Annotated in this window: 11 protein-coding genes, 3 rRNA genes and 3 riboswitches; of the genes, 2 read left to right on the top strand and 12 right to left on the bottom strand. The window is 50.7% G+C overall.

The features are described from left to right. Positions 1 to 93: 93 nt before the first annotated feature. The 11 genes from KDC22_RS03230 to KDC22_RS03180 form a co-directional block, all read right to left on the bottom strand. A complete protein-coding gene (locus tag KDC22_RS03230) occupies positions 94 to 840 on the bottom strand; it encodes an acyl-[acyl-carrier-protein] thioesterase (RefSeq protein WP_211722051.1) in 747 nt (248 codons plus the stop codon). A gap of 243 nt (positions 841 to 1083) precedes the next feature. Beyond that, positions 1084 to 1200, bottom strand: a 5S ribosomal RNA gene (rrf, locus tag KDC22_RS03225). Between the two features lie 136 nt (positions 1201 to 1336). Beyond that, a 23S ribosomal RNA gene (locus KDC22_RS03220) occupies positions 1337 to 4264 on the bottom strand. Positions 4265 to 4601: 337 nt separating this feature from the next. Then, positions 4602 to 6157: ribosomal RNA gene (locus KDC22_RS03215) — 16S ribosomal RNA — on the bottom strand. Together the 16S, 23S and 5S rRNA genes form the textbook arrangement of a ribosomal RNA operon. Before the next feature lie 367 nt (positions 6158 to 6524). Further along, a complete protein-coding gene (locus KDC22_RS03210; RefSeq protein ID WP_211722050.1) occupies positions 6525 to 7334 on the bottom strand; it encodes a transglutaminase-like domain-containing protein in 810 nt (269 codons plus the stop codon). 14 nt (positions 7335 to 7348) lie between these two features. Next, a riboswitch (cyclic di-GMP riboswitch) is annotated at positions 7349 to 7429 on the bottom strand. Between the two features lie 73 nt (positions 7430 to 7502). Then, positions 7503 to 7584, bottom strand: a riboswitch (cyclic di-GMP riboswitch). 127 nt (positions 7585 to 7711) lie between these two features. Beyond that, positions 7712 to 8365: a class D sortase gene (locus KDC22_RS03205; protein ID WP_173139388.1), complete on the bottom strand. Its 654-nt coding sequence runs from the start codon at positions 8363 to 8365 to the stop codon at positions 7712 to 7714. A 53-nt stretch (positions 8366 to 8418) separates the two neighbouring features. Next, the gene (locus KDC22_RS03200; RefSeq protein ID WP_173139386.1) at positions 8419 to 8823 is read right to left on the bottom strand and encodes a GtrA family protein; all 405 of its coding nucleotides are present in this window, start codon (positions 8821 to 8823) and stop codon (positions 8419 to 8421) included. Further along, positions 8813 to 9790 (bottom strand): glycosyltransferase family 2 protein, encoded by a 978-nt coding sequence (locus tag KDC22_RS03195; protein ID WP_173139384.1) that lies wholly within the window; start codon positions 9788 to 9790, stop codon positions 8813 to 8815. The genes KDC22_RS03200 and KDC22_RS03195 overlap by 11 nt, the downstream gene beginning before the upstream one ends. A 77-nt stretch (positions 9791 to 9867) precedes the next feature. Beyond that, the gene (locus tag KDC22_RS03190) at positions 9868 to 13704 is read right to left on the bottom strand and encodes a glycosyltransferase family 39 protein (RefSeq protein WP_211722049.1); all 3837 of its coding nucleotides are present in this window, start codon (positions 13702 to 13704) and stop codon (positions 9868 to 9870) included. Further along, positions 13701 to 15695 carry a carbohydrate-binding protein gene (locus KDC22_RS03185; protein ID WP_211722048.1) on the bottom strand — a complete coding sequence of 665 codons (1995 nt, stop codon included), beginning with the start codon at positions 15693 to 15695 and terminating at the stop codon, positions 13701 to 13703. Before KDC22_RS03185 ends, KDC22_RS03190 begins: the two co-directional genes overlap by 4 nt. 159 nt (positions 15696 to 15854) lie before the next feature. Next, positions 15855 to 17255, bottom strand: coding sequence for an NCS2 family permease (locus tag KDC22_RS03180; protein WP_211722047.1), 1401 nt, complete (start codon positions 17253 to 17255; stop codon positions 15855 to 15857). A 123-nt stretch (positions 17256 to 17378) separates the two neighbouring features. Further along, positions 17379 to 17478, bottom strand: a riboswitch (purine riboswitch). Between the two features lie 673 nt (positions 17479 to 18151). Here KDC22_RS03180 and rsgA point away from each other — a divergent pair. Both rsgA and KDC22_RS03170 read left to right on the top strand, forming a co-directional pair. Further along, complete coding sequence (gene rsgA / locus KDC22_RS03175) at positions 18152 to 19225, top strand: ribosome small subunit-dependent GTPase A (protein ID WP_211722046.1); 1074 nt, start codon at positions 18152 to 18154, stop codon at positions 19223 to 19225. After that, a complete protein-coding gene (locus KDC22_RS03170; protein WP_211722045.1) occupies positions 19222 to 20226 on the top strand; it encodes an aminoglycoside phosphotransferase family protein in 1005 nt (334 codons plus the stop codon). The genes rsgA and KDC22_RS03170 overlap by 4 nt, the downstream gene beginning before the upstream one ends. Before the next feature lie 78 nt (positions 20227 to 20304). On the opposite strand, the gene guaA is transcribed toward KDC22_RS03170, so the two are convergent. Next, positions 20305 to 21843, bottom strand: coding sequence for a glutamine-hydrolyzing GMP synthase (gene guaA / locus KDC22_RS03165; protein WP_173139363.1), 1539 nt, complete (start codon positions 21841 to 21843; stop codon positions 20305 to 20307). Between the last annotated feature and the right edge of the window lie 624 nt (positions 21844 to 22467).

Below are 22467 nucleotides of genomic sequence, written 5' to 3'. Positions count from 1 at the left end.
TGAGGAATTAGCCGGATACCAAAAAGACAGTCCCCTGAAATACAGGTAACTGCCGCAATTAATCGCTATATAAGTACTATACCTGACATCAACCTACCTCTTAAGCTTCAGGCAAGCCTCAAAAAATATCCGTTCCCCGCCCTGCCCCCGCACATACACTCCCTCTTCCGTTAAAGAGGACCGCAAAATGCTGATTTCCTCCCCATACTGGGCCTCCTGAGCATAGGTAATATGGAAGCCGCAAAGCTCCAGCTCCTCCCATTCCTCCAATGTCAGTGCATCACAGCATAAATCTACATACCGGGCATTGTTCAGATGTCTGTTATTATCCAGCCCGCTATATCTTACCTGGTAGCAATAGACTTCCTGTAGAGAAAGATCAGCGGGAATCACTACCTTGTCCGGCAGGCTTCCTACCGAATCCTCCAGATAAGGCTCCACAGCAACCGGAAGGGCTGACGGACGAAGGATCTTCCGCTTATCCATATCCACAAGCGCCCAGATCGACCGTGCCGCTGCCAATTCTACAGCCTTACCATCAAAAATCCGATAATCCCGCTGCCACAACGCTCCTTTGTTCCCTTTACTCCAGGTATGTACGTTAAGAAGCTCATTCAGTGCAGGTAGACGCTGAAGATTAAGATCAATTGTGATGACCATCCAGCCCATTCTTGCCTTAAGCATGGTATCCATACTTAACCCCAGACTGCTCACAGCCGAATCCGCAGCACGCTGCATAATATCTAGAAGAAAGGATAGCTTACCCTTTGACCGGTAATCCGTATCACTGGCATGCACCATAAATTTCTCTGTCCACAAAAGGTTACTGTGCTTGTCCATAACTTTACGCTCCTTTACGCATCCATCCACAATCCCGCTGGTGTATCCACATTATTCAACATGATATCCACATGAATTGGGGAGTACTCTATTTAAAATATAATTTATCCACATGTGTATAAGTTTTCATTACTTTCTATTTAGCTGACAATTACACACAAGCTATGCACAAAATTCACAATGTAATACTATCCTATAGCATACAAAAAAGCCATTGTTGATTGCTCAACAATGGCTTCATGTGCTTGGCAACGTCCTACTCTCCCAGGACCCTTCGGTCCAAGTACCATCGGCGCTGGAGGGCTTAACGGTCGTGTTCGGGATGGGTACGCGTGGAACCCCTCCGCTATCGCCACCAAACATGATTTTTCGAAGCTTCCGCTTCTCGAAATCGCTGCGAGAAAAGATCAGTCCTCAGAAAGGACATGCAGCTTAAGGTGTACCAGGCTTGATCGCCTGAAAACTGAATCCGAAACGAATTTGTGTATTAGTGTATTTGGATAAGCCCTCGACCGATTAGTATTGGTCAGCTCCATGCATTGCTGCACTTCCACCTCCAACCTATCTACCTCGTCGTCTTCAAGGGGTCTTACATACTGGGAAATCTCATCTTGAGGGGGGCTTCACGCTTAGATGCTTTCAGCGCTTATCCCGTCCGTACGTAGCTACTCAGCCATGCTCCTGGCGGAACAACTGATGCACCAGCGGTACGTCCATCCCGGTCCTCTCGTACTAAGGACAGCTCCTCTCAAATTTCCTGCGCCCACGACAGATAGGGACCGAACTGTCTCACGACGTTCTGAACCCAGCTCGCGTACCGCTTTAATGGGCGAACAGCCCAACCCTTGGGACCTACTTCAGCCCCAGGATGCGATGAGCCGACATCGAGGTGCCAAACCTCCCCGTCGATGTGGACTCTTGGGGGAGATAAGCCTGTTATCCCCAGGGTAGCTTTTATCCGTTGAGCGATGGCCCTTCCATGCGGTACCACCGGATCACTAAGTCCGACTTTCGTCCCTGCTCGACTTGTAGGTCTCGCAGTCAAGCTCCCTTATGCCTTTGCACTCTGCGAATGATTTCCAACCATTCTGAGGGAACCTTTGAACGCCTCCGTTACTCTTTAGGAGGCGACCGCCCCAGTCAAACTGCCCGCCTGACACGGTCCCCGTACCCGATGAGGGCACCAGGTTAGAACCTAGATACGATCAGGGTGGTATCCCAACGGCGCCTCCGCAGAAGCTTGCGCTCCTGCCTCACCGGCTCCCACCTATCCTGTACAGATCGTACCCAAATTCAATATCAAGCTGCAGTAAAGCTCCATGGGGTCTTTCCGTCTTGTCGCGGGTAACCTGCATCTTCACAGGTATTAAAATTTCACCGGATCTCTCGTTGAGACAGCGCCCAAGTCGTTACGCCATTCGTGCGGGTCAGAATTTACCTGACAAGGAATTTCGCTACCTTAGGACCGTTATAGTTACGGCCGCCGTTTACTGGGGCTTCGGTTCACAGCTTCGGGTTGCCCCTAACCACTCCCCTTAACCTTCCAGCACCGGGCAGGCGTCAGCCCGTATACTTCGCCTTACGGCTTCGCACAGACCTGTGTTTTTGCTAAACAGTCGCTTGGGCCTTTTCACTGCGGCCCCCTCGGGCTATTCACCCTACCGAGGCACCTCTTCTCCCGAAGTTACGAGGTCATTTTGCCGAGTTCCTTAACGAGAGTTCTTCCGCGCGCCTTAGAATTCTCTTCTCGCCTACCTGTGTCGGTTTGCGGTACGGGCACCTTCTCCTGGCTAGAGGCTTTTCTTGGCAGTGTGAGATCATGACCTTCGCTACTACAATTTTCGCTCCCCATCACAGCCCAGCCTTCACGATGTGCGGATTTGCCTACACATCAGCCTCACTGCTTAGACGGACATCCATCAGTCCGCGTCACTACCCTCCTGCGTCACCCCATCGCTCATAGCGGATTACGGTGGTACAGTAATTTCAAACTGTTGTCCTTCGACTACGCCTGTCGGCCTCGCCTTAGGTCCCGACTTACCCTGAGCGGACGAGCCTTCCTCAGGAAACCTTGGGCTTTCGGCGGATCAGATTCTCACTGATCTTTTCGTTACTCATACCGGCATTCTCACTTGTATGCTGTCCAGCGCTCCTTACGGTACACCTTCAACCCACATACAACGCTCCCCTACCCCAGATACATACGTATCTAGCCATAGCTTCGGTGGTGTGTTTAGCCCCGTTACATTTTCGGCGCAGAGTCACTCGACCAGTGAGCTATTACGCACTCTTTCAATGGTGGCTGCTTCTAAGCCAACATCCTGGTTGTCTGTGCAACTCCACATCCTTTCCCACTTAACACACACTTGGGGACCTTAGCTGATGGTCTGGGCTGTTTCCCTTTTGACAATGGATCTTAGCACTCACTGTCTGACTCCCGGCAAGAAGTAAATGGCATTCGGAGTTTGACTGAGCTTGGTAACCCTTGCGGGCCCCGCACCCAATCAGTGCTCTACCTCCACCACTCCATTCACCGAGGCTAGCCCTAAAGCTATTTCGGGGAGAACCAGCTATCTCCGAGTTCGATTGGAATTTCTCCGCTACCCCCACCTCATCCCCGCATTTTTCAACATGCGTGGGTTCGGGCCTCCAGTGCGTGTTACCGCACCTTCACCCTGGACAGGGGTAGATCACACGGTTTCGGGTCTACGTCCACATACTCAATCGCCCTATTCAGACTCGCTTTCGCTGCGGCTCCGGCTTCTCACCTTAACCTTGCATGTTAAACGTAACTCGCCGGTTCATTCTACAAAAGGCACGCCATCACCCATAGATCGGGCTCTGACTTTTTGTAAGCACACGGTTTCAGGTTCTATTTCACTCCCCTTCCGGGGTGCTTTTCACCTTTCCCTCACGGTACTGTTTCACTATCGGTCGCCAGGTAGTATTTAGCCTTAGCAGATGGTCCTGCTGGATTCATACGGGGTTTCACGTGCCCCGCACTACTCGGGATCCGTCTCGGAGAGAACACAGTTTAGGCTACAGGGCTTTTACCTCTATCGCGGGCCTTTCCAGACCTCTTCACCTACCATATTCCTTTGTAACTCCATGTGAGACGTCCCACAACCCCAAGGGGCAAGCCCCTTGGTTTAGGCTGTTCCGCGTTCGCTCGCCGCTACTGACGGAATCACTATTGTTTTCTCTTCCTCAGGGTACTTAGATGTTTCAGTTCCCCTGGTCTGCCTCTGCGTATCCTATGTATTCAGATACGAGTAACTGCGAATTACCACAGCTGGGTTTCCCCATTCGGACACCCCCGGATCAAAGCTTGCTTACAGCTCCCCGAGGCAGTTTCGTTGTTCGCCACGTCCTTCGTCGGCTCCTGGCGCCTAGGCATCCTCCGTGTGCTCTTATTAGCTTAACCAACGCTCCGGTCTTTCGTTTGCTTGCTCATCTTGTTTTGAATGCTGCTCATGGATTGCTCCATTCACCAACACATTCAAAGCCAAAGGTCGCTGCACAATCGAAAACCTTCGCTTTCAGCTTCACTAAAAACTTCAAAACTTGTTTACACAAGTTCAGCTTAAAGGAATGTTCTAAAACGCAAATTCGTTTCGGTATCCAGTTTTCAAGGATCAAGGTAAAGATGAGAGCTTAAACTCTCAAAACTGACCAACGAGTGAGTAACAGGCCTAAACCTGAGTTTTGGAAGCTAAGCTTCCGATTTGAATGTTTCCGTTGCAGGAAACGATTCTCCATAGAAAGGAGGTGATCCAGCCGCACCTTCCGATACGGCTACCTTGTTACGACTTCACCCCAATCATCTACCCCACCTTCGGCGGCTGGCTCCCTTGCGGGTTACCCCACCGACTTCGGGTGTTGTAAACTCTCGTGGTGTGACGGGCGGTGTGTACAAGACCCGGGAACGTATTCACCGCGGCATGCTGATCCGCGATTACTAGCAATTCCGACTTCATGCAGGCGAGTTGCAGCCTGCAATCCGAACTGAGACCGGCTTTGCTGGGATTGGCTCCACCTCGCGGTTTCGCTTCCCGTTGTACCGGCCATTGTAGTACGTGTGTAGCCCAGGTCATAAGGGGCATGATGATTTGACGTCATCCCCACCTTCCTCCGGTTTGTCACCGGCAGTCACTCTAGAGTGCCCAGCTTCACCTGCTGGCAACTAAAGTCAAGGGTTGCGCTCGTTGCGGGACTTAACCCAACATCTCACGACACGAGCTGACGACAACCATGCACCACCTGTCTCCGATGCTCCGAAGAGGGGCACTATCTCTAATGCTTTCATCGGGATGTCAAGACCTGGTAAGGTTCTTCGCGTTGCTTCGAATTAAACCACATACTCCACTGCTTGTGCGGGTCCCCGTCAATTCCTTTGAGTTTCAGTCTTGCGACCGTACTCCCCAGGCGGAGTGCTTACTGTGTTAACTTCGGCACCAAGGGTATCGAAACCCCTAACACCTAGCACTCATCGTTTACGGCGTGGACTACCAGGGTATCTAATCCTGTTTGCTCCCCACGCTTTCGCGCCTCAGCGTCAGTTACAGCCCAGAAAGTCGCCTTCGCCACTGGTGTTCCTCCACATATCTACGCATTTCACCGCTACACGTGGAATTCCACTTTCCTCTTCTGTACTCAAGTTACCCAGTTTCCAGTGCGACCTCAGGTTGAGCCCAAGGTTTAAACACCAGACTTAAATAACCGCCTGCGCGCGCTTTACGCCCAATAATTCCGGACAACGCTTGCCCCCTACGTATTACCGCGGCTGCTGGCACGTAGTTAGCCGGGGCTTTCTTCTCAGGTACCGTCACTCCGGCAGCAGTTACTCTACCGGACGTTCTTCCCTGGCAACAGAGCTTTACGATCCGAAAACCTTCATCACTCACGCGGCATTGCTCCGTCAGGCTTGCGCCCATTGCGGAAGATTCCCTACTGCTGCCTCCCGTAGGAGTCTGGGCCGTGTCTCAGTCCCAGTGTGGCCGTTCACCCTCTCAGGTCGGCTACGCATCGTCGCCTTGGTGAGCCGTTACCCCACCAACTAGCTAATGCGCCGCAGGCCCATCCCCAAGCGGCAGATTGCTCCGCCTTTCATTCTCTCTTCAGGAGAGGAAAGAAATTATCCGGTATTAGCTACCGTTTCCGGTAGTTATCCCAGTCTTGAGGGCAGGTTGCCTACGTGTTACTCACCCGTCCGCCGCTAAGTTAATCCGGAGCAAGCTCCTTCATAACTCCGCTCGACTTGCATGTATTAGGCATGCCGCCAGCGTTCGTCCTGAGCCAGGATCAAACTCTCCAAATTGGTATTTAGAAAGAGCGATTGCTCATTTTGAAACATCTGACGAGAATTTACATTCTCTTTTTGGAATTCACTTTCGTGATTTCCGATACTCACTCGTTGTTCAGTTTTCAAAGATCAAGCTCGTTGTCAGCGCCGCTTACCGCGTCACCAGCAACTCTTATAATATATCACGTTCGTTCGAGTAATGCAAGCTTTATTTTGAAATGACTTATTCAAGTAATTTCTCTAAATCCGCACCGCTCCAACAACGCTTATTTATAATAACCTATCTCTCTATGAAAAAGCAACCTTTATCTCAAACAAAAACCCCGCTCAATGTCTAAGCGGGGTGTTCTCTGAAGATACTATTAGATTACAGCGTCTATTCTTAGTAGAATTTCGCTGCAGTATATTTGCTAGCTGCTTTGATCAGACCTGTTGAAGCACTGTTCTTACCAAGACCGGCATCCACTGTAGTATCAATCGTTACCCATTTGCCGTCCAGGAACACTTCGTTCCAAGCATGGTACGAGGTTACATAGCTTGTATTCCCCATAACCAGTTTGGTTGGAATACCTTCGCTGCGAAGCATAGTGGCAAACAAGGATGCATAATCGTAGCAGATCCCTTTATTAGTAGCCAGTGTATTATCGTTGTTCGGAATATAATCGGTTGTAACACTATTAGCCAGGGAGTAATCATATTTCACATTGGCTACGATGTAGTTATAGATGGCTTTAACTTTATCTCCGTCTGATGTCAGACCCTTTGTAAGCTGTGCTGCTTTTTGAACGGATTTATCGGAAGAACTCCACTTCACATTCTGTACGGAGCTCAAATATACGGCATTAGCATTACTCATGGAGAGGGATACGGTTTCGGAAGATAGAACTTTGTATTTGTTGCCAATCGTGTTCTCCAGTACGGAAATCTTATATGAACCATTTCCTTGTTGCAGCGGGAAGGTCTCGTTCGGCTTGGAAGTGTATAAGTTGTAAGTGTAGCTGTTGTTATCCTTGGTGATCATGAGCTTCATCTTCTTGTCCTTAGGAACCTCGTACGAAACTCCGATAACTCCCTGATCCAGCTGTCCTACATTCAACCAGCTTGCATCGGCGTTAGCAGCCTGAGCAGTGCCTGTCTGCACGGAAGTGACAATTACAAAAAGTGTAACCAACATTAAATAAACCTTTTTCATTGGATAAAACCCCTTTCGGTAGCTGGCTGCCATCCTGACGGGAAGGCCCTTTAGCTTTGCGTCCCTACCTTTCGATAGGTTTGCCGTTATCGTATAAGCTTTATCTGTCCAATCTTCCACCATAAAACAAGAGATTCCGATTATGAACAAACAAAAAAAGCCTCTTCATTCGGTAACTGGCTGCCATCCATGACGGGAAGGCCCTGTAGCTTTGCGTCCCTACCTTTCGATAGGTTTGCCGTTTATCGTGTATTAGCTTTGATAGTTATATCTTACCATATCTCTATCTATTATCAAGACCTAAATTGCTAGATTACTACAAAAATATGCTAAAATTTTATGTTTCTCTACCTTTTCTCCGCCTTATCCTATGAGAGTCAGGTTAATTTCGCATGGATGATAAGCCTATGGGTCGGATCTACGAGCGGATCACAGGTAATGAGGGTTAGAATTTTATCATCATCCTTCCCCTTCAGCACAGATACATCGGTCGGCTCAACAATGGATACACCATAGACTACATACTTGTATTCGTGGCCGCTTGTAATAATGGTAATGGTATCCCCCTCGCCGACTTCATTCAGCCTGTTAAACAATCTCCCTGCAGTTCTGGATCTATGTGCCGCAATAGCTGCATTGCCCACCGCGCCGATTGGAGCCGTCTCCTTCATATGCGCTGCAGCATGCTTCATATTATTCTTGGTGGCACCCTCCAGGACAGGCAGCTTCAGATCAATCTTGTCGATTTCAATAATGGCGGTTATCTTACCTCCGACTTCAATGTCAGGGGTGGCAGAGGGCACCGGCTCTTCGGCAGCCGATTCTTCAGCCAGCAGCTGGGTCACCTCCGCATAAGGCTTGCTAAGATCCGTGCCGGCAGGGGCCGTAGCTGAAGGAACGATTTCACTGTAGGCCTGTTCAGCCTCTTCCAGCAGCTTCTGCTGCTGACGGTCATTGTACCACTCGCTTCCTTTGGGATAGAGCATAATCAGAACCCCAGCAAGTATAATCAGATAGGATAACTTCCGCATGACAATCGCCTCCATAATATAGAATATAAGCTTAGCCTTGTGTTATACCTTCATCAGAATACCCACTTACGGCTTCCGAAGAAATTAATAATCACTGTAATGAACGTTACCAGCACTTTGGCCATCAGCACCTGGACTCCCAATCTGTCCGTCAATAGATGAATCAGCACCACCGAAATGCCCAGCACCAGCAGATTCAGCACGATAAACCTCACCAGCTGCATCCGGTCAAAGCGGCCGGCATTCCCTCTGTCCCGGTCACGGAAGGTAACCTTCTTATTCCAGAAAAAGCTGTTGGCGGTACCGGCGCTGTAGGAAATAATCTGCGCAGGAGTGTTCACCATCCCTATGGAATGCAGCAGTGTAAATATCGCAAAATCAATCAACGTGTTGAGCAGGCCCACCGCATTGAACTTCAGAAACTGGATGATGCCTGCGCTCCAGGCCTTATTTTGCATAATCGCTTGCCTTCCGCGTATCTTCTATCTCCGCGTCGGGATACCCTCGGGTCTCGCTCACGATATAGAGCGGTCTGTCCTTCGATTCATCATAGATCCGGCCGATATACTCGCCGATTACGCCCAGCAGCATCAGTACTATGCCGTTAAAGAGCAGGTTCACTCCGACGATGGACGCCCATCCCGGTACAGTCCAGGAGGTGAAGACCTTCTGAAACAATACCAGGAACAGGTAGATGAAGCTGGAGAAGGACAGAAAGAATCCGATATATGAAGCGATTTTGAGCGGCTTGTGTGAGAACGAGGTGATTCCGTCGAGCGCAAACCGGATCATTTTCTTCAGCGGATATTTCGTCTCTCCGGCATAGCGTTCCTCCCGCACATATTCCACCATGGTCTGACGGAAGCCTACCCAGCTCACAAGTCCCCGCACATAACGGTTCTTCTCCTTCAGGCCGCGCAGCACATCACAGACTTTACGGTCGATCAGCCGGAAGTCCCCGGTATCCGTAGGAATCTCCACACTGGTCATACTGCTGAGCAGGCGGTAAAAGATTTTGGCGGTTATTTTCTTGAAGAAGGTCTCTCCGTGGCGCTTCAGCCGCTTGGCATAGACCACCTCATAGCCTTCCTTCCACTTGGCGATCATCTGCAGGATAACCTCAGGCGGGTCCTGAAGATCTGCATCAATTACCACAACCGCCTGACCTTCAGCATAATCCATACCGGCGGTAATCGCCACCTGATGGCCGAAATTACGGGAGAAGTTAATCAGCTTGACATGCTCGTCCGCATTACTGATTCCGCGCATAATCTCAGCCGTACGGTCCCGGCTACCGTCATTGACGAACACGAGCTCATAGGAATCACCGCAATCATCCATTACTTTTTTGAGCCGCTCGTAGGTTACTTGAATGACTTCTTCCTCATTGAACATGGGGACTATTACACTGTATCTGGCTTTCACCTGGGTTCCTCCTAAAATTAATTGTAAGCCACAGCTTCCTTGATGAGCCGGTTCTTGAAGCCCCCTTCCTAAGAAACCTAGAATACCCAGGAAGGGAACCAGCGCAGTACAGTAATGATATAACTGCTGTTAACCTGCATTCCGGATAGCACCGGATAGAACATAACGAACAGGATGGCGGCGGCCGCAACATAGGCGTACCGCAGATATTTGGCACCCTGGAATTTGCCGTCAAGCAGCTTCAGGATGTATACAGTAGAAAGAATCATAAACGGCACCATTGCAAAATAATGGTACAGGAAGGTCTCACGCGGCACAAGCATCCAGGGTACATATTGCGAGAAGAAACCAATCCAGATCATGTACAGGCTCTTGTCCCTGCGCTTCAAGGTAAACCATACGGCTGCCAGCATAGCGAAGATTCCGGTCCACCAGATGAGCGGGTTGCCCATAGTTACTATGCTGCTCGCTTTGCCTTCTGCCAAGCCTTCACCGCCGCTGAAGAACCATACCGGACGTTTCATGAACGGCCACTCCCACCAGGAGGACGCGAACGGGTGTGTCGCTACAAGCTGGCTGTGGTAGTTGTACATATTCTTCTGGGCATCAATCAGCCCCTTTATCGTGAAGCCTTCTGCTGAAGCAGAAAGTGCCGGCACAAAGGAGAGACTATATATGATTCCCGGGATGATCACGAAGAATAAGATACAGCTGGCCAGAGTGATCACCGTATTCTTCCAGAAGGATTGATCCGCTGTCCGGCAGGCGGCTTTGAGCTCCTGCCCGGTCAGCTTGCCTTCCGCCAGCAGACGCCCCGCTGCCTTGTATTCTCTGTAGCGTTCAAACAGCACCAACGCCAGCATAATGGCCAGTCCCGCGCCTCCGTATAGAACGATCCATTTAGAGGCTACCCCGATTCCGAAGAACAGGCCGGACCAGAACAGCGGAACCAGCGTTGTCCGCAGCGGCACACGATAGAAGTTCATCGTGTAATAACGCTGCATGAAGTAGAACATCAGCATAATGAAGAATACGCCGTAGACATCAATGGTGGATATTCGCGTCTGGGTGAAATGCATGAAGTCCAGGGCGAACAGTCCGGCGGCCAGTGCAGCATAGGTAGTCTTACGGAACAGCCGCATAGCCATGATATAGATCAGCGGCAGCATGGCAATCCCGAACAAGGTCCCTATCACCCGCCAGCCGAACGGGTTGACGCCAAACAGCTCCATCCCAACTCCAATCAGCAGCTTGCCGAGCGGCGGGTGTGTATTCTCATAAGGAACAATACCATGGTAATGTTCATACGCCGTCCGGGCATGATAGATCTCATCAAAGTACGTGCTGTTCATGAAATTGGAGTTGTCCGGAATGACCGACTGCTCGTCGAACAGATTGGCCGGTGTTCCTCTTTTGGCAGCTGCTCCCGTATCCGGTACAACATTTGCTATGGTCAGAGGAACCTTCGGTGCCCCCTGCTCATAGAATGCCATTTCATTGAGGGTGAAGCCCGGAGACGTAACCGTGAGCTTGATATATCTTGCCGATACGTTAAGCGGCTGGCTTTTCCAAATGAAGACATTGCCGACATCCTCGCTCACCTCAAGCGGACTGCTCCAATTATCAGGGGTCTGGCTGAATTCCAGCTGAAATTTGCCGGTCCCGACACCGCCGAAGACATTGACCCGCTCAAGCGGATGGTCCTGCCCCAGATCGACATAGAAGCTCTCGCCGCTGGCAGCAGGCTCCCACAATGTCTCAGGTGCCTTGTTATCCCCCAGGTGGTAGAGGGCGAGCGCCCCATAGAGTATGGTGATTGCGATCATCCAGATCCAGTCTCTGCGCTGCAGCTTCAGCGGGGAACGGCGCTCCGGCTTGCTAAGCGGCTTAATCCCTTCTGCAAGCAGCAGATCTGCCTCAAAAGCTTCCTGCGGCGTAACAGGTCCAGGCAGGAGCTTCGTGGATTTGCGGATATATACATCGTATCCAATATAGAGCATATATAATGCAAGAATTATAGTGGTAATAGCTGTAACCAGCACAATGCCGTCGGTCGGCGGGTTTACGCCGGTATTCAGATAAGCCAGTGTATACCCTACGTTAATATATTGGGTCAGGGAGAACCCGAGAAACAGCGTCAGGAACCGCCGGTCCCGGCTCTCCATGAAAGCGAATAAGGACAGAATCAGAACCGGGTATAAGTAACGCTCATGCATCTTGGTACCGAATACGAAGACAATAGTGATCAGCACCATACCTATGAAGTAGGATTTGGAGAGATCCTTACGGTCCTTAGTATTGAAGGAATAATAAGCTGCAAGTGCCACCGCCACCAGGATGAAAATAAAACCCCAGATGCGGTACGGTATGCCTAACCAGGTCACATCCAGGGCCGACCACATCGGATCGGTCAAAGCATACAGATTAAATGCGTTAACCGTAGAGTACGGGTAGGAGGACAGCGTGCTTTTGTATAGATTAATCAATCCCATCAGACCGCCGTTATTCCAGAAGAAAGGGGCTGCGAGGAGAATGAATATCCCCAGTCCGTACACCGCACCCAGCACAAGCTGTTTCCAGGCGCGGTGATGGTAGAAGGCAAGCAGCAGCACCGGCGTGAAGATCAGCGCCTGCGGCTTGATCAGTGTGGCAATGGCAAAGAAGATCGCTGCACGTACAAAGGTTTTGTCGACAATCCCTATAATGCTGAGCATCAGGAAAATAAGGAAAAAGGAATCCGCCTGTCCCCAGGCTGCCGAGTCCATCAGTACGGCCGGATTGAACAGGAACAGCAGCATCAGCCCGATGGCAAGGCCGGAGCCGAGTTTGGGACGCGCGCATTTGTAAATGATCCAGCCGAGTACAAGGTCGGAGATCATCGCGGGCAGCTTGAAGAGAACTGTCTCTGCACCTGATCCGCCGGCAAAATTAAATAATCCTCGAAGCAGACTGAGCAGGTACAGCACATACAAGTAACCCGGAGGATAATCGGCGAAATAACCTTCTTCATAGAATTTGCCCGGACCCAGGTCGGTCAGGCGCTGGCCCCAGGCCATGAATGTATTCATATCATTCTTGTAGCCCTGAGCCGTAAGGCCAATCCAGATCCGCAGGATAAAGGCCACGCCAAACACAACATACAGCCAGCGGGTGTAGATGACATCCTCCTGTCTGAGCAGACGCTCACTGCGGAAGGCTCTGGTGTATAAAAAGGCAAAGAACAAACAGAACGCACCTGAAATCAGCAGCAGCTTGGCCGGTGATACTTTGTGCGGTGTTTCTTCCGGCTTGCCCCCGCCTGCCTCTGCTGCCGGAGCCTGCGCTCCGCTGTCCAGGGAAATGATATTCGAACCCTCTGGAACGGTATCGAGCTGTTCGACGGACAGATCATCGAAATAGGCTTTGCCCTGAATCAGATTGGCATAACCGCCAAGTGCAGCACCGATTCCGGCCGCGGTCTGCTCCTTGCCGGTCTGGCCGATGAACTCCAGATACTGCCATTCCCCGGCGGTATCGCTGGTAGCCGGGTAGCCGCCGCCAATCCCTACAGGGAATATATTGGCGCCGGTTCCCCCGCCTGCCGTACTGACGATTTTGACATAACCCGAGATTCTGTAATAACTCTCCGGTGAGACGGCAACGGTCTGGACCCACTTCAGGTGATTGGGCTGGAGATTCTCAATCACCGCTGCTCTGCTGCCGGAATGAACCTCTTCGGACTGGACAGAGATCGAGCCCGCCGCATCTCCGGAAATCCACATATCCTTGCTCCAGCCTGTAGGCGCCCCGTCCTCACCTTCTTCGAAGCCCGGATTCTGCAATAAGTTCCCTTCGGCATAGATGCTTGTTACAGGAAGAATAAATAATAGGAGCATCAGTATAACGGTTGCCGCTGCACGTACATTCTTGGTCATCGTTCTACCCTCACCTCGTCAATGTTAATCCAGCCATTACCGCCGGTTATGTATACTTCTGCCTGCATCCCCTGCTCCAGAGTGACTGCAGGAAGTGTGACCTGTTGGTACTCTTCCGTTACGGGCAGTTCAGTCTCTGCAAGCACCTTACCCGCTGTACGGATGCCGATCTTCCCGCCGCTGCCGCCTGTACTAACCATGCCGGACAGTCTGTAATCACCAGCCGGGGCGGTAAATACCTGTGACACGAGGGTATCGGCTCCGGGATCAAGATACGCCAGCTTGCTTCCGGCGAACGGCTTGTTATCGGCCACTCCCGTACCCGCAGTGAAGGACCAGCCCGCAGCCCCTTCTTCAAACCCCCCGTTCATGAATTCAGCTATGGCCGTCCCCTGGGGTGCCGGAAGACCGCCCGTCCCCTCGTTAGTAAGGAGCACACTGTAATTAGCGAACCGTTTGACCGTATATTCCGTACTTGCCGCAGGCGGTGTAGCGTTATTCGCAAAAATATATGCGGCACCGGCAGGCACAGTCCTCATATCATCAAACTTATATCTCCCAAAGGAAGAAACACGCTGGAAGGCTTCTCCCGGATTGGCGTAAACAACGGACTTCAGGAAATCATGCGGATTCATCTGTTCATAGAACAGCACATAAATATAAGGCATATTCACATTATTCGTAACATAGATCTCACCGGTGCTGTGTTCGGAAGCATACTGCACTGCCTCCCCGAACGAATCATAAAAGGCCGGGCCGATTCTCTCAGGGAACTCGCGGAAATAGGCATTAGAGAACAAAACGAACATGATGCCAAACACCGCTACTGCCAGTATCGCAACTCCTTTGACCTTGCCTGCAATCCATCCGAACCCGGCGCATACCAGCATAATGAACGGATAAAAAATAATATTGATCCGGTTGATATTCACGCTTGTAATAAGCGCCATCAGCACGGCGATCAGGAACCAGAGCAGCAGGACTCCCGCACCGGCACTCTCCCGCCGCCTTGTCCACCATGCATGCACGAGGACAATGAACCCGATCAGCGCAAAGGGCAGCGCAACCGGATAAGCATACCCGTACGGAGAAATAGAGTTCCAGGGCAAGCCGTCGCTTCCGCTCAACATCAGCTTGCCGAAGGCGCTGAAGTTATCTGCAGCCGCCTGCCACAGCCGGCCCCCGAACACGGATGAAATCTCCTCCACCCGCGGCATGGTAAGCTTAGGAACAGTGAACAGTGGAGTAGCAATCTCATGCATAGCGTAACGGTTAATTACAACAAATAGTAGTATAGGTAACGCTATTACCGCAAACCCTGTCAGATTCCACACCAGTGTACGGAGTCTCAGGACCTTGCTATATAATAGAAGAATTGCCGTACCGAGTGCAAACAGCGGTACAAAAAAGTAGGCTGTCCCATAAGCATACAGGGATAGGGCAAGCATTCCGGTAAAAGCGTAAATCCACCCCGGGTTCGTAAAGGAACGCAGCAGGCAGTAAACCGCAATTAATATCATCGTAGGAAACAGATTCGATTCCAGCGCCCACCTGGACATCATAATATGCCAGGGATTAATAGCGATGAAGAACATGGCAATGGCCCCGGCTCCGGGCGAGGCAGACAGCCTTCTCACGATCAGGTAGAAGACAATCATGCCCAGCAATCCCATAACCAGACTGAGTGCCCGTACCGACAGCGGCGTCAGTCCGAACAACAGAATGAACGGCATGGACAAATAGGCATAGAGTGCATTCTGCCCGCTACCCCAGGCGATAAGATGAATGGGCAGATGAACACCGTTCCGGTCGATCCCATAGTGCAGAATCGCATAGGCATCATAACCGATAGAGGCTTCATCCTGGTTCAGTCCAGGCGGAATAGAAGTTATGTATAGAATACGGACCATTGCTCCAAGCAGAAACAGCAGCAACGGCAAGGGATGCTTAAGGAAGGACCTGTAAGCTCTTGTAAATAAACCCGACACCATTTATCACCTCTTCAACAATATAATCTAAATACTGGTTGATGAAAAGGGTAAAGCAGCGCTTGTGTCCGGCTGCATCTCCCCCGCAAGAACCCAAAAAGAAAACGGCCCCTCCATATAATGAAGGGACCGCAGAAATTATATTCAGATTGGGTGCCGTATTTAGCCTTGGCTGCCGATCAGAACATAACGCAGAATAATCAGAATCGCCAGAACCCACATCATCCAGTGGATATCGTATTTCTTCTTGCCGGCTACATTGGCTACGCAGGCCAGAATCACATAAGTAACGATCCCGAACGAAATCCCGTTAGCAATGTTGTAAGTAAACGGCATAATAACAAAGGTCAGGAAGGCTGGAATCGCCAGCACCATGTCCTGGAAGTCAATGTCGCGGATCGACTGAGCCATCAGAACACCGACAATAATCAGCGCTGCCGCTGTTGCCGGACCCGGGATAAGAGCTACTACCGGAGCAAGGAACAAGGCAAGCAGGAAGCATATCCCTGTTGTTACTGCGGTCAGACCCGTACGTCCGCCTTCAGCCACACCAGCAGCACTTTCAACATAAGCTGTTGTTGTGGAGGTACCCAGCATGGCACCGCCCGCAACAGCTACCGCATCTACGAACATTGCGTTACCGACACGTTTTTTGCCTTCTTCCGGGTTCTTCATGATTCCGGCACGTTCAGCAGTACCTACAAGCGTACCAAAGGTATCGAACAATTCTACAAAGGTAAAGGTGGCAATCGCAGATACGATACCTGTGTGCATAATGCCTTCCCAATCGAATTCCCAGAAGTTGAGCTGTGTGAAGTCAGGAACCCAAGGGGTCTGCGGATTGCTCAGGGAACTGAAATCTACAGCGCCCATCAGAATCGCAGCAAGTGTAGTCCCCAGAATACCGAACAGGATAGCGCCGCGAACACGCAGTACCATTAGAATGGAGATCAGCAGCAGACCGATAATGACGAGCTGAACATTGGTGTTCTCCAGGCTCCCCATATGAATTACCGTCTCAAAAGAAAGTACGTCTGTAAATTTATTAGCGGCGATATCGCTTCCGGCTTCAACGCCGATGGTCATCAGTCCGCTGTTCTTGAGGCCGATAATGGTGATGAACATCCCGATACCGACCGTAATGGCATGCTTCAGGCTGTCAGGAATAGCAGTAAGCAGGATTTGCCGCACCCGGGTTATGGTCAGCAGAATGAAGATGATCCCGGAGATGAATACGGCGGTAAGACCCATCTGCCAGGTGAACTCATGTTCAGTGGTGGCGGAAGACAAGACTACGGATGCGAAATATGCGTTAAGGCCCATACCAGGTGCCAGAGCTACCGGGAAGTTAATGAATACCCCCATGGCAATAGTGAAAATACCGGCTGCCAGCGCTGTAGCGAGGAATACGGAATACCAGCCCATATCAATGCGGCCGAAGGCAGTCAGGGTGCTTGGATTAACCGACAGAATATAAGCCATTGCCATAAACGTGGTTATACCGGCCATGATCTCTGTGCGTACTGTGGTGCCGTTCTCTTTCAACTTGAAAAAGCGGTTCAAATTGTTCTCCCCCTAAGGTTGTATGTTATGCCATCACAGCAACAGAAAGCCGGCATCTATAGAAGACACCGGCCTGATTAAAGAGATTCTTGCCCGCAATACCGGCATAACCGTTATTCCAGAGTAAGCTGCTCTTCTAATCGTAGCCAGGTCATTACGGTGACCTCGTAGAGACTTCCGGGCCAATCCCCGGAATTATACGAATATATTTGCTGTAGCGCTTTATCATTTTAGGGGCAGATGACAGGGCTTGTCAATGGTAAATACGAACATTGTCCGTCAGGATTACACAATCGTTCGTAAATCGAACACTTTTATGACAAATCCTGCTTGGTTAAGGGATGATCCGCCAAACATCGCATCATAAACGCGGACGGCACTGCACTTCAGTTAAGCTCTATACATATGATGAAGCACTTAGCTCATGATTATAATCAAACTCTACATGGATTTGCATACTAATGTATGTTACTCTGGATGTGCTTAGCGATAAGCATTAAATTTCTTACAAGTTCCTTATCCGAAAGGGGATGTTTCAATTGGCTACTACTTATATGGTGGTTTCAGTTTAAAACTGAATAGCAGGCATATCTCTTAAACAGCGGGCAAATGCCCGTATTATTTGTTATGCCATCCCAAGTAACCTTTCGTGAATATTGCTGTTTGCGGGATACGATGAAGGTCGTATCTTTTTTGCATCTTGATGCCGCGTAGAACAGCAGCTTCTTATTGAGGCTGCTGCTGCGCGGCATTTTTGCGTCTACAAAACAACACAAGCGGAAACGGCTTTGCCGTCCTTTTGAAAGGACGGTACCGTTTCAGCGAGAAATAGAAGAAGAAGTTATAGTGTGCAATATATAAATTCTTATATTTTGATAAGGAGCTAACCCAAACACATGATTGATCTAAAAACCTATGGCTATACAGATATAGAGGAAATCCCCTCCGGGTTATTACCCGGCAGGATTACAGAGCTGCGGCGGGAGCGGTTCACCGTTATAACTGCGCAGGGCGAGGTGACGGCTGTACTCAAAGGCTCGTTCTATCACAGTGCAGAGTCACGTGAGGACTTCCCGTGCGTAGGTGATTTCGTCTTGCTGCGCCACAATGAGAGCGGAGATTCGCTGATTATTACGTTACTCCCCCGCCGCTCCAAATTCTCGCGGGCGAATTATTCAGGTCATGCCGCTGGCTATACCAAAACGATTCTGGAGCAGGTCGTGGCCACCAACTTTGACTATGTATTCATCCTGTCTTCCCTGAACTGGGATTTCAATGTCACCCGCATGATGCGTTATCTGACTCAAGCCCGGCAAAGTGGCGGGCAGCCGGTTATCATTCTGACCAAGGCTGATCTCACCGGGGACTTCAGTCTCCCGCTGGCCGAAGTCAAACAGAGCATACCAGATGTGCCGGTGCACGCCGTATGCAGTCATAACGGTCTGGGGCTGAACGAGCTGGATGCCTATCTTATGCCCGGTAGAACAGTTGTCTTTCTGGGTATGTCCGGTGTCGGCAAATCATCTCTGCTCAATGCGCTGATGGAACGGAAAGTAATGACGGTTAAGTCCATCCGCGAGGACGACAGCCGGGGACGGCATACGACGACACACCGTCAATTATTCATGCTCCCCTCCGGAGCGATGGTAATTGATACACCGGGGATGCGTGAGCTTGGGCTTTTCGATGCAGATGAAGGTATCCGGGCTGGCTTCAGCGATGTGGAGGAACGGTTCGCAGGATGCCGCTTCCATGATTGCCGCCATGAATCCGAGCCGGGGTGCGCAGTTCTCGCTGCGCTTGCTGACGGTTCTCTGCCGCGCGAACGCTGGGAGCGTTATACGGCCCAGCAGCATGAGAATAAGTTTGTCCAGGACAAAACGGGCTATCTCATCCACAAAAACGCCCGAAGTCAATCCATCGCTATGCAGAGAAAACAAACGAAGAAAAACGGGGGCTGGAAAAAATGAATATGAATACTGAAGCGTTATATATTGCTCTAAGTCAACTTTTCAAAACAACGATTACATCTGCTGATTCCCAAACGGTCCAGTTACATGGCGGGACTCTGGGGAATGTGCGCCTGGTGACGGGAACAGCCGAAACGGCGGACGGAGAGCACCTGCCGTACCGTATCGTTCTGAAAATCCAGAAGAAATGGGAGCGTTACAATGATCCGAATTCCTGGCGGCGGGAATATGATCTGTATGCTTCCGGACTGGGGACGACCTTCTCCCATACCTTCCGCTGGCCGGTGTGTTATTACTCTGAGATCAATACGGATGAGGATGAATGCCAATTGTGGCTCGAATATATCGACGGCGTATCCGGTCTGGACCTGACCGCTGAGATGTATGAACAGGCTGCACTGGAATTGGGCCGCTATCAGGGTAAATTGTATGCTGGGCAGCCTGCGGTATTGCAGAGCCTGACCAACCTGAGCCATGCGGATCTCATGAAGAATACGTATCTGCACTACCGGTCATGGCCGGTCGTCTACGACTATATACGCTCGGAGGAATGCGAATTCCCGCAGCACCTGCGGCAAATGCTCATCGACATTGATGAACAGTCGGATGACATTTTTGCCCGGATTGAACAACTGCCCCTCGTGCTGTGCCACCGTGACTTCTGGGTGACCAACCTGATCTGCGATGGTGAAATAATCGCCCTCATCGACTGGGATACCTCCGGCTGGGGCTACCTGGGTGAGGATATCGCCAGCCTGATTGCGGATGAGGCGGACCCCGATCTCATGGCAGAATACTACCAGCGGTGTATCCCTGCTTATTATCAAGGCTTCTCGGAGTATACTAAGGCACCTCCTATCGCCGAACATTGTGTCTACGAGTTCATCCTGCTCGTATTCGGGTATAGGCTGGTGGAGGCGTATATCCACACCGAGGATGATAACCAGAAGACCGAATGTCTCCGTAAGCTGCAGAAGATCTTTGAACTGAAGGATCTGTAACGGGCACACTGGCATCAAGCAGAAACGGCTACGCCATCCTTTTAAAGGACGGCGTAGCCGTTTTTATATATCCCTTACCTATTCCCACTCAATCGTGGCAGGCGGCTTAGAAGTAATGTCGTACACGATGCGGTTCACGTTGTCGACTTCGTTGACGATACGCACGGAGATTTTCTCCAGCACATCCCATGGGATACGCGCCCAGTCGGCTGTCATGCCGTCAATGGAAGTTACGGCACGGATACCTACAGTGTAGGAGTACGTACGCTCGTCCCCCATAACCCCAACACTCTTCATGTTAGGCAAGGCGGTGAAATACTGCCAGATCTCGCGGTCCAGACCGGCCTTGGCAATCTCCTCACGCAGGATATAGTCGGAGTCGCGGACAATGGTCAGCTTCTCTTCGGTCACTTCACCCAGCACACGAATCGCCAGTCCCGGACCCGGGAAAGGCTGACGCCATACAATCGCATGTGGCATACCAAGCTCTTCACCCAGCTTACGGACTTCATCCTTGAACAGGGTGTTCAGCGGCTCAATCAGACTGAACTTCATATCTTCCGGCAGTCCGCCCACATTATGGTGCGACTTGATGGTCTGCGCCGTTGCTGTGCCGCTCTCCACAATATCGGTATACAGTGTGCCTTGGGCCAGGAATGCAAAATCCCCCAGCTTGGCCGATTCTTCGTCGAAGCAATAAATGAACTCATTGCCGATGATCTTCCGTTTCTGTTCAGGGTCGGACACACCGGCCAGCTTGCCGAGGAAGCGGTCACGGGCGTCGATTTTGACAACATGGATATCGAACTTGCCGACAAAGGTCTCCATTACGCTCTCTGCTTCCCCTTTGCGCAGAAGGCCGTGGTCAATGAACATACATGTCAGCTGATCGCCGATGGCCCGGTGAATCAGCATAGCTACAACAGAGGAATCTACACCGCCGCTGAGTGCACAGAGCACCTTACGGTCGCCGACCTTATCACGGATATCCTTGATGGCATCTCCAATGAACGACTCCATGGTCCATTTGCCCTCGCAGCCGCAGACCTCGTACAGGAAGTTCGAGATCATCTCGTTCCCTTTAACGGAGTGGCGTACCTCAGGGTGGAACTGAACAGCGAAGAATTTGCGTTCGTCATTGCTCATCGCTGCAATCGGAGCGCTCTCTGTTCCGGCATCCAGCTTGAAGCCTTCCGGAAGCTCCACCACATGGTCGCCGTGGCTCATCCATACCGTCTGTTTGCTCTCCAGACCCGCGGCAAGCACGGAGCTAGGTGCGAATTCAACGTCCGCTTTGCCGTACTCGCGTTTGGCTGAGCGTTCCACCTTGCCTCCCTGCTGCTGCGCCATCAACTGCATACCGTAGCAGATTCCGAAGATCGGAAGTCCCAGTTCATAGATGGCCGGATCTACATGCGGCGCATCCTCGGCGTAGACACTGCTGGGTCCGCCCGAGAATACAATCCCTTTTGGCGATAAGGCCTTAATCTTCTCCATCGGTGTATTGTACGGCAGAAGCTCGCTGTATACCCCCAGGTCACGAATTCTGCGCGCGATAAGCTGGTTATACTGTCCCCCGAAATCCAGAACAACGATCATTTCATTTGGCTTGTTCATTACTTGCCTCCCTTGATTATTGGATTCATTATACTCATGGTTAATTCTCATCGTCAAGGAAAGGAGACGCTCCGCTTCACGGTTTCGATGTCTATGTGGCGGGGGACGGGGAGGGATGCGTTTAGCTCGGAGCGTAGCGGATGGAAGCAAGTGGAATTTGTACAACTAATCTGGCGTTTTGGGCGTAATTATAGGAATTAGATGGATAAACAACACTTACTCAGTGCGGTTTCTGATATATCGTAAGGGTGCGATGGATTTAAGTGGACTTATTCCAACTGCTTTCCTACAACACTCCATTGGGGAAGAATTAAGTGTGGTTTATCCATCTGTTTCCTTTACACAACTCGCACTACTTGCCGGTTCGCACGCTGTTTGCGCTTCGGTATGGACTGGAAAGTGGAATGCAACATGGACTGGAGAAGAATGTTAATAAGAACAAATCGTCGCTGTAACTTTTGCAGACCATGCAGTTTGTAAGCCCCCGTTCTCTAATCACCTAACTCTGGCAGTATCCGGTGAATTGAGGTGTGCTACTGCACCTTATTGGCTCAGTTGGCATGCGTCCGGTGAATTGAGGTGTACTAACGCTCCTTATTACTCTCCTTTATCTAGTGTTGAACA

The sequence above is a fragment of the Paenibacillus tritici genome, from assembly GCF_018207515.1.
Classification (GTDB): Bacteria; Bacillota; Bacilli; order Paenibacillales; family Paenibacillaceae; genus Paenibacillus_AQ; species Paenibacillus_AQ tritici.
The sequence above is the reverse complement of the archived record's forward strand: the minus strand, read 5'-3'. Positions and strand labels throughout refer to the sequence as shown.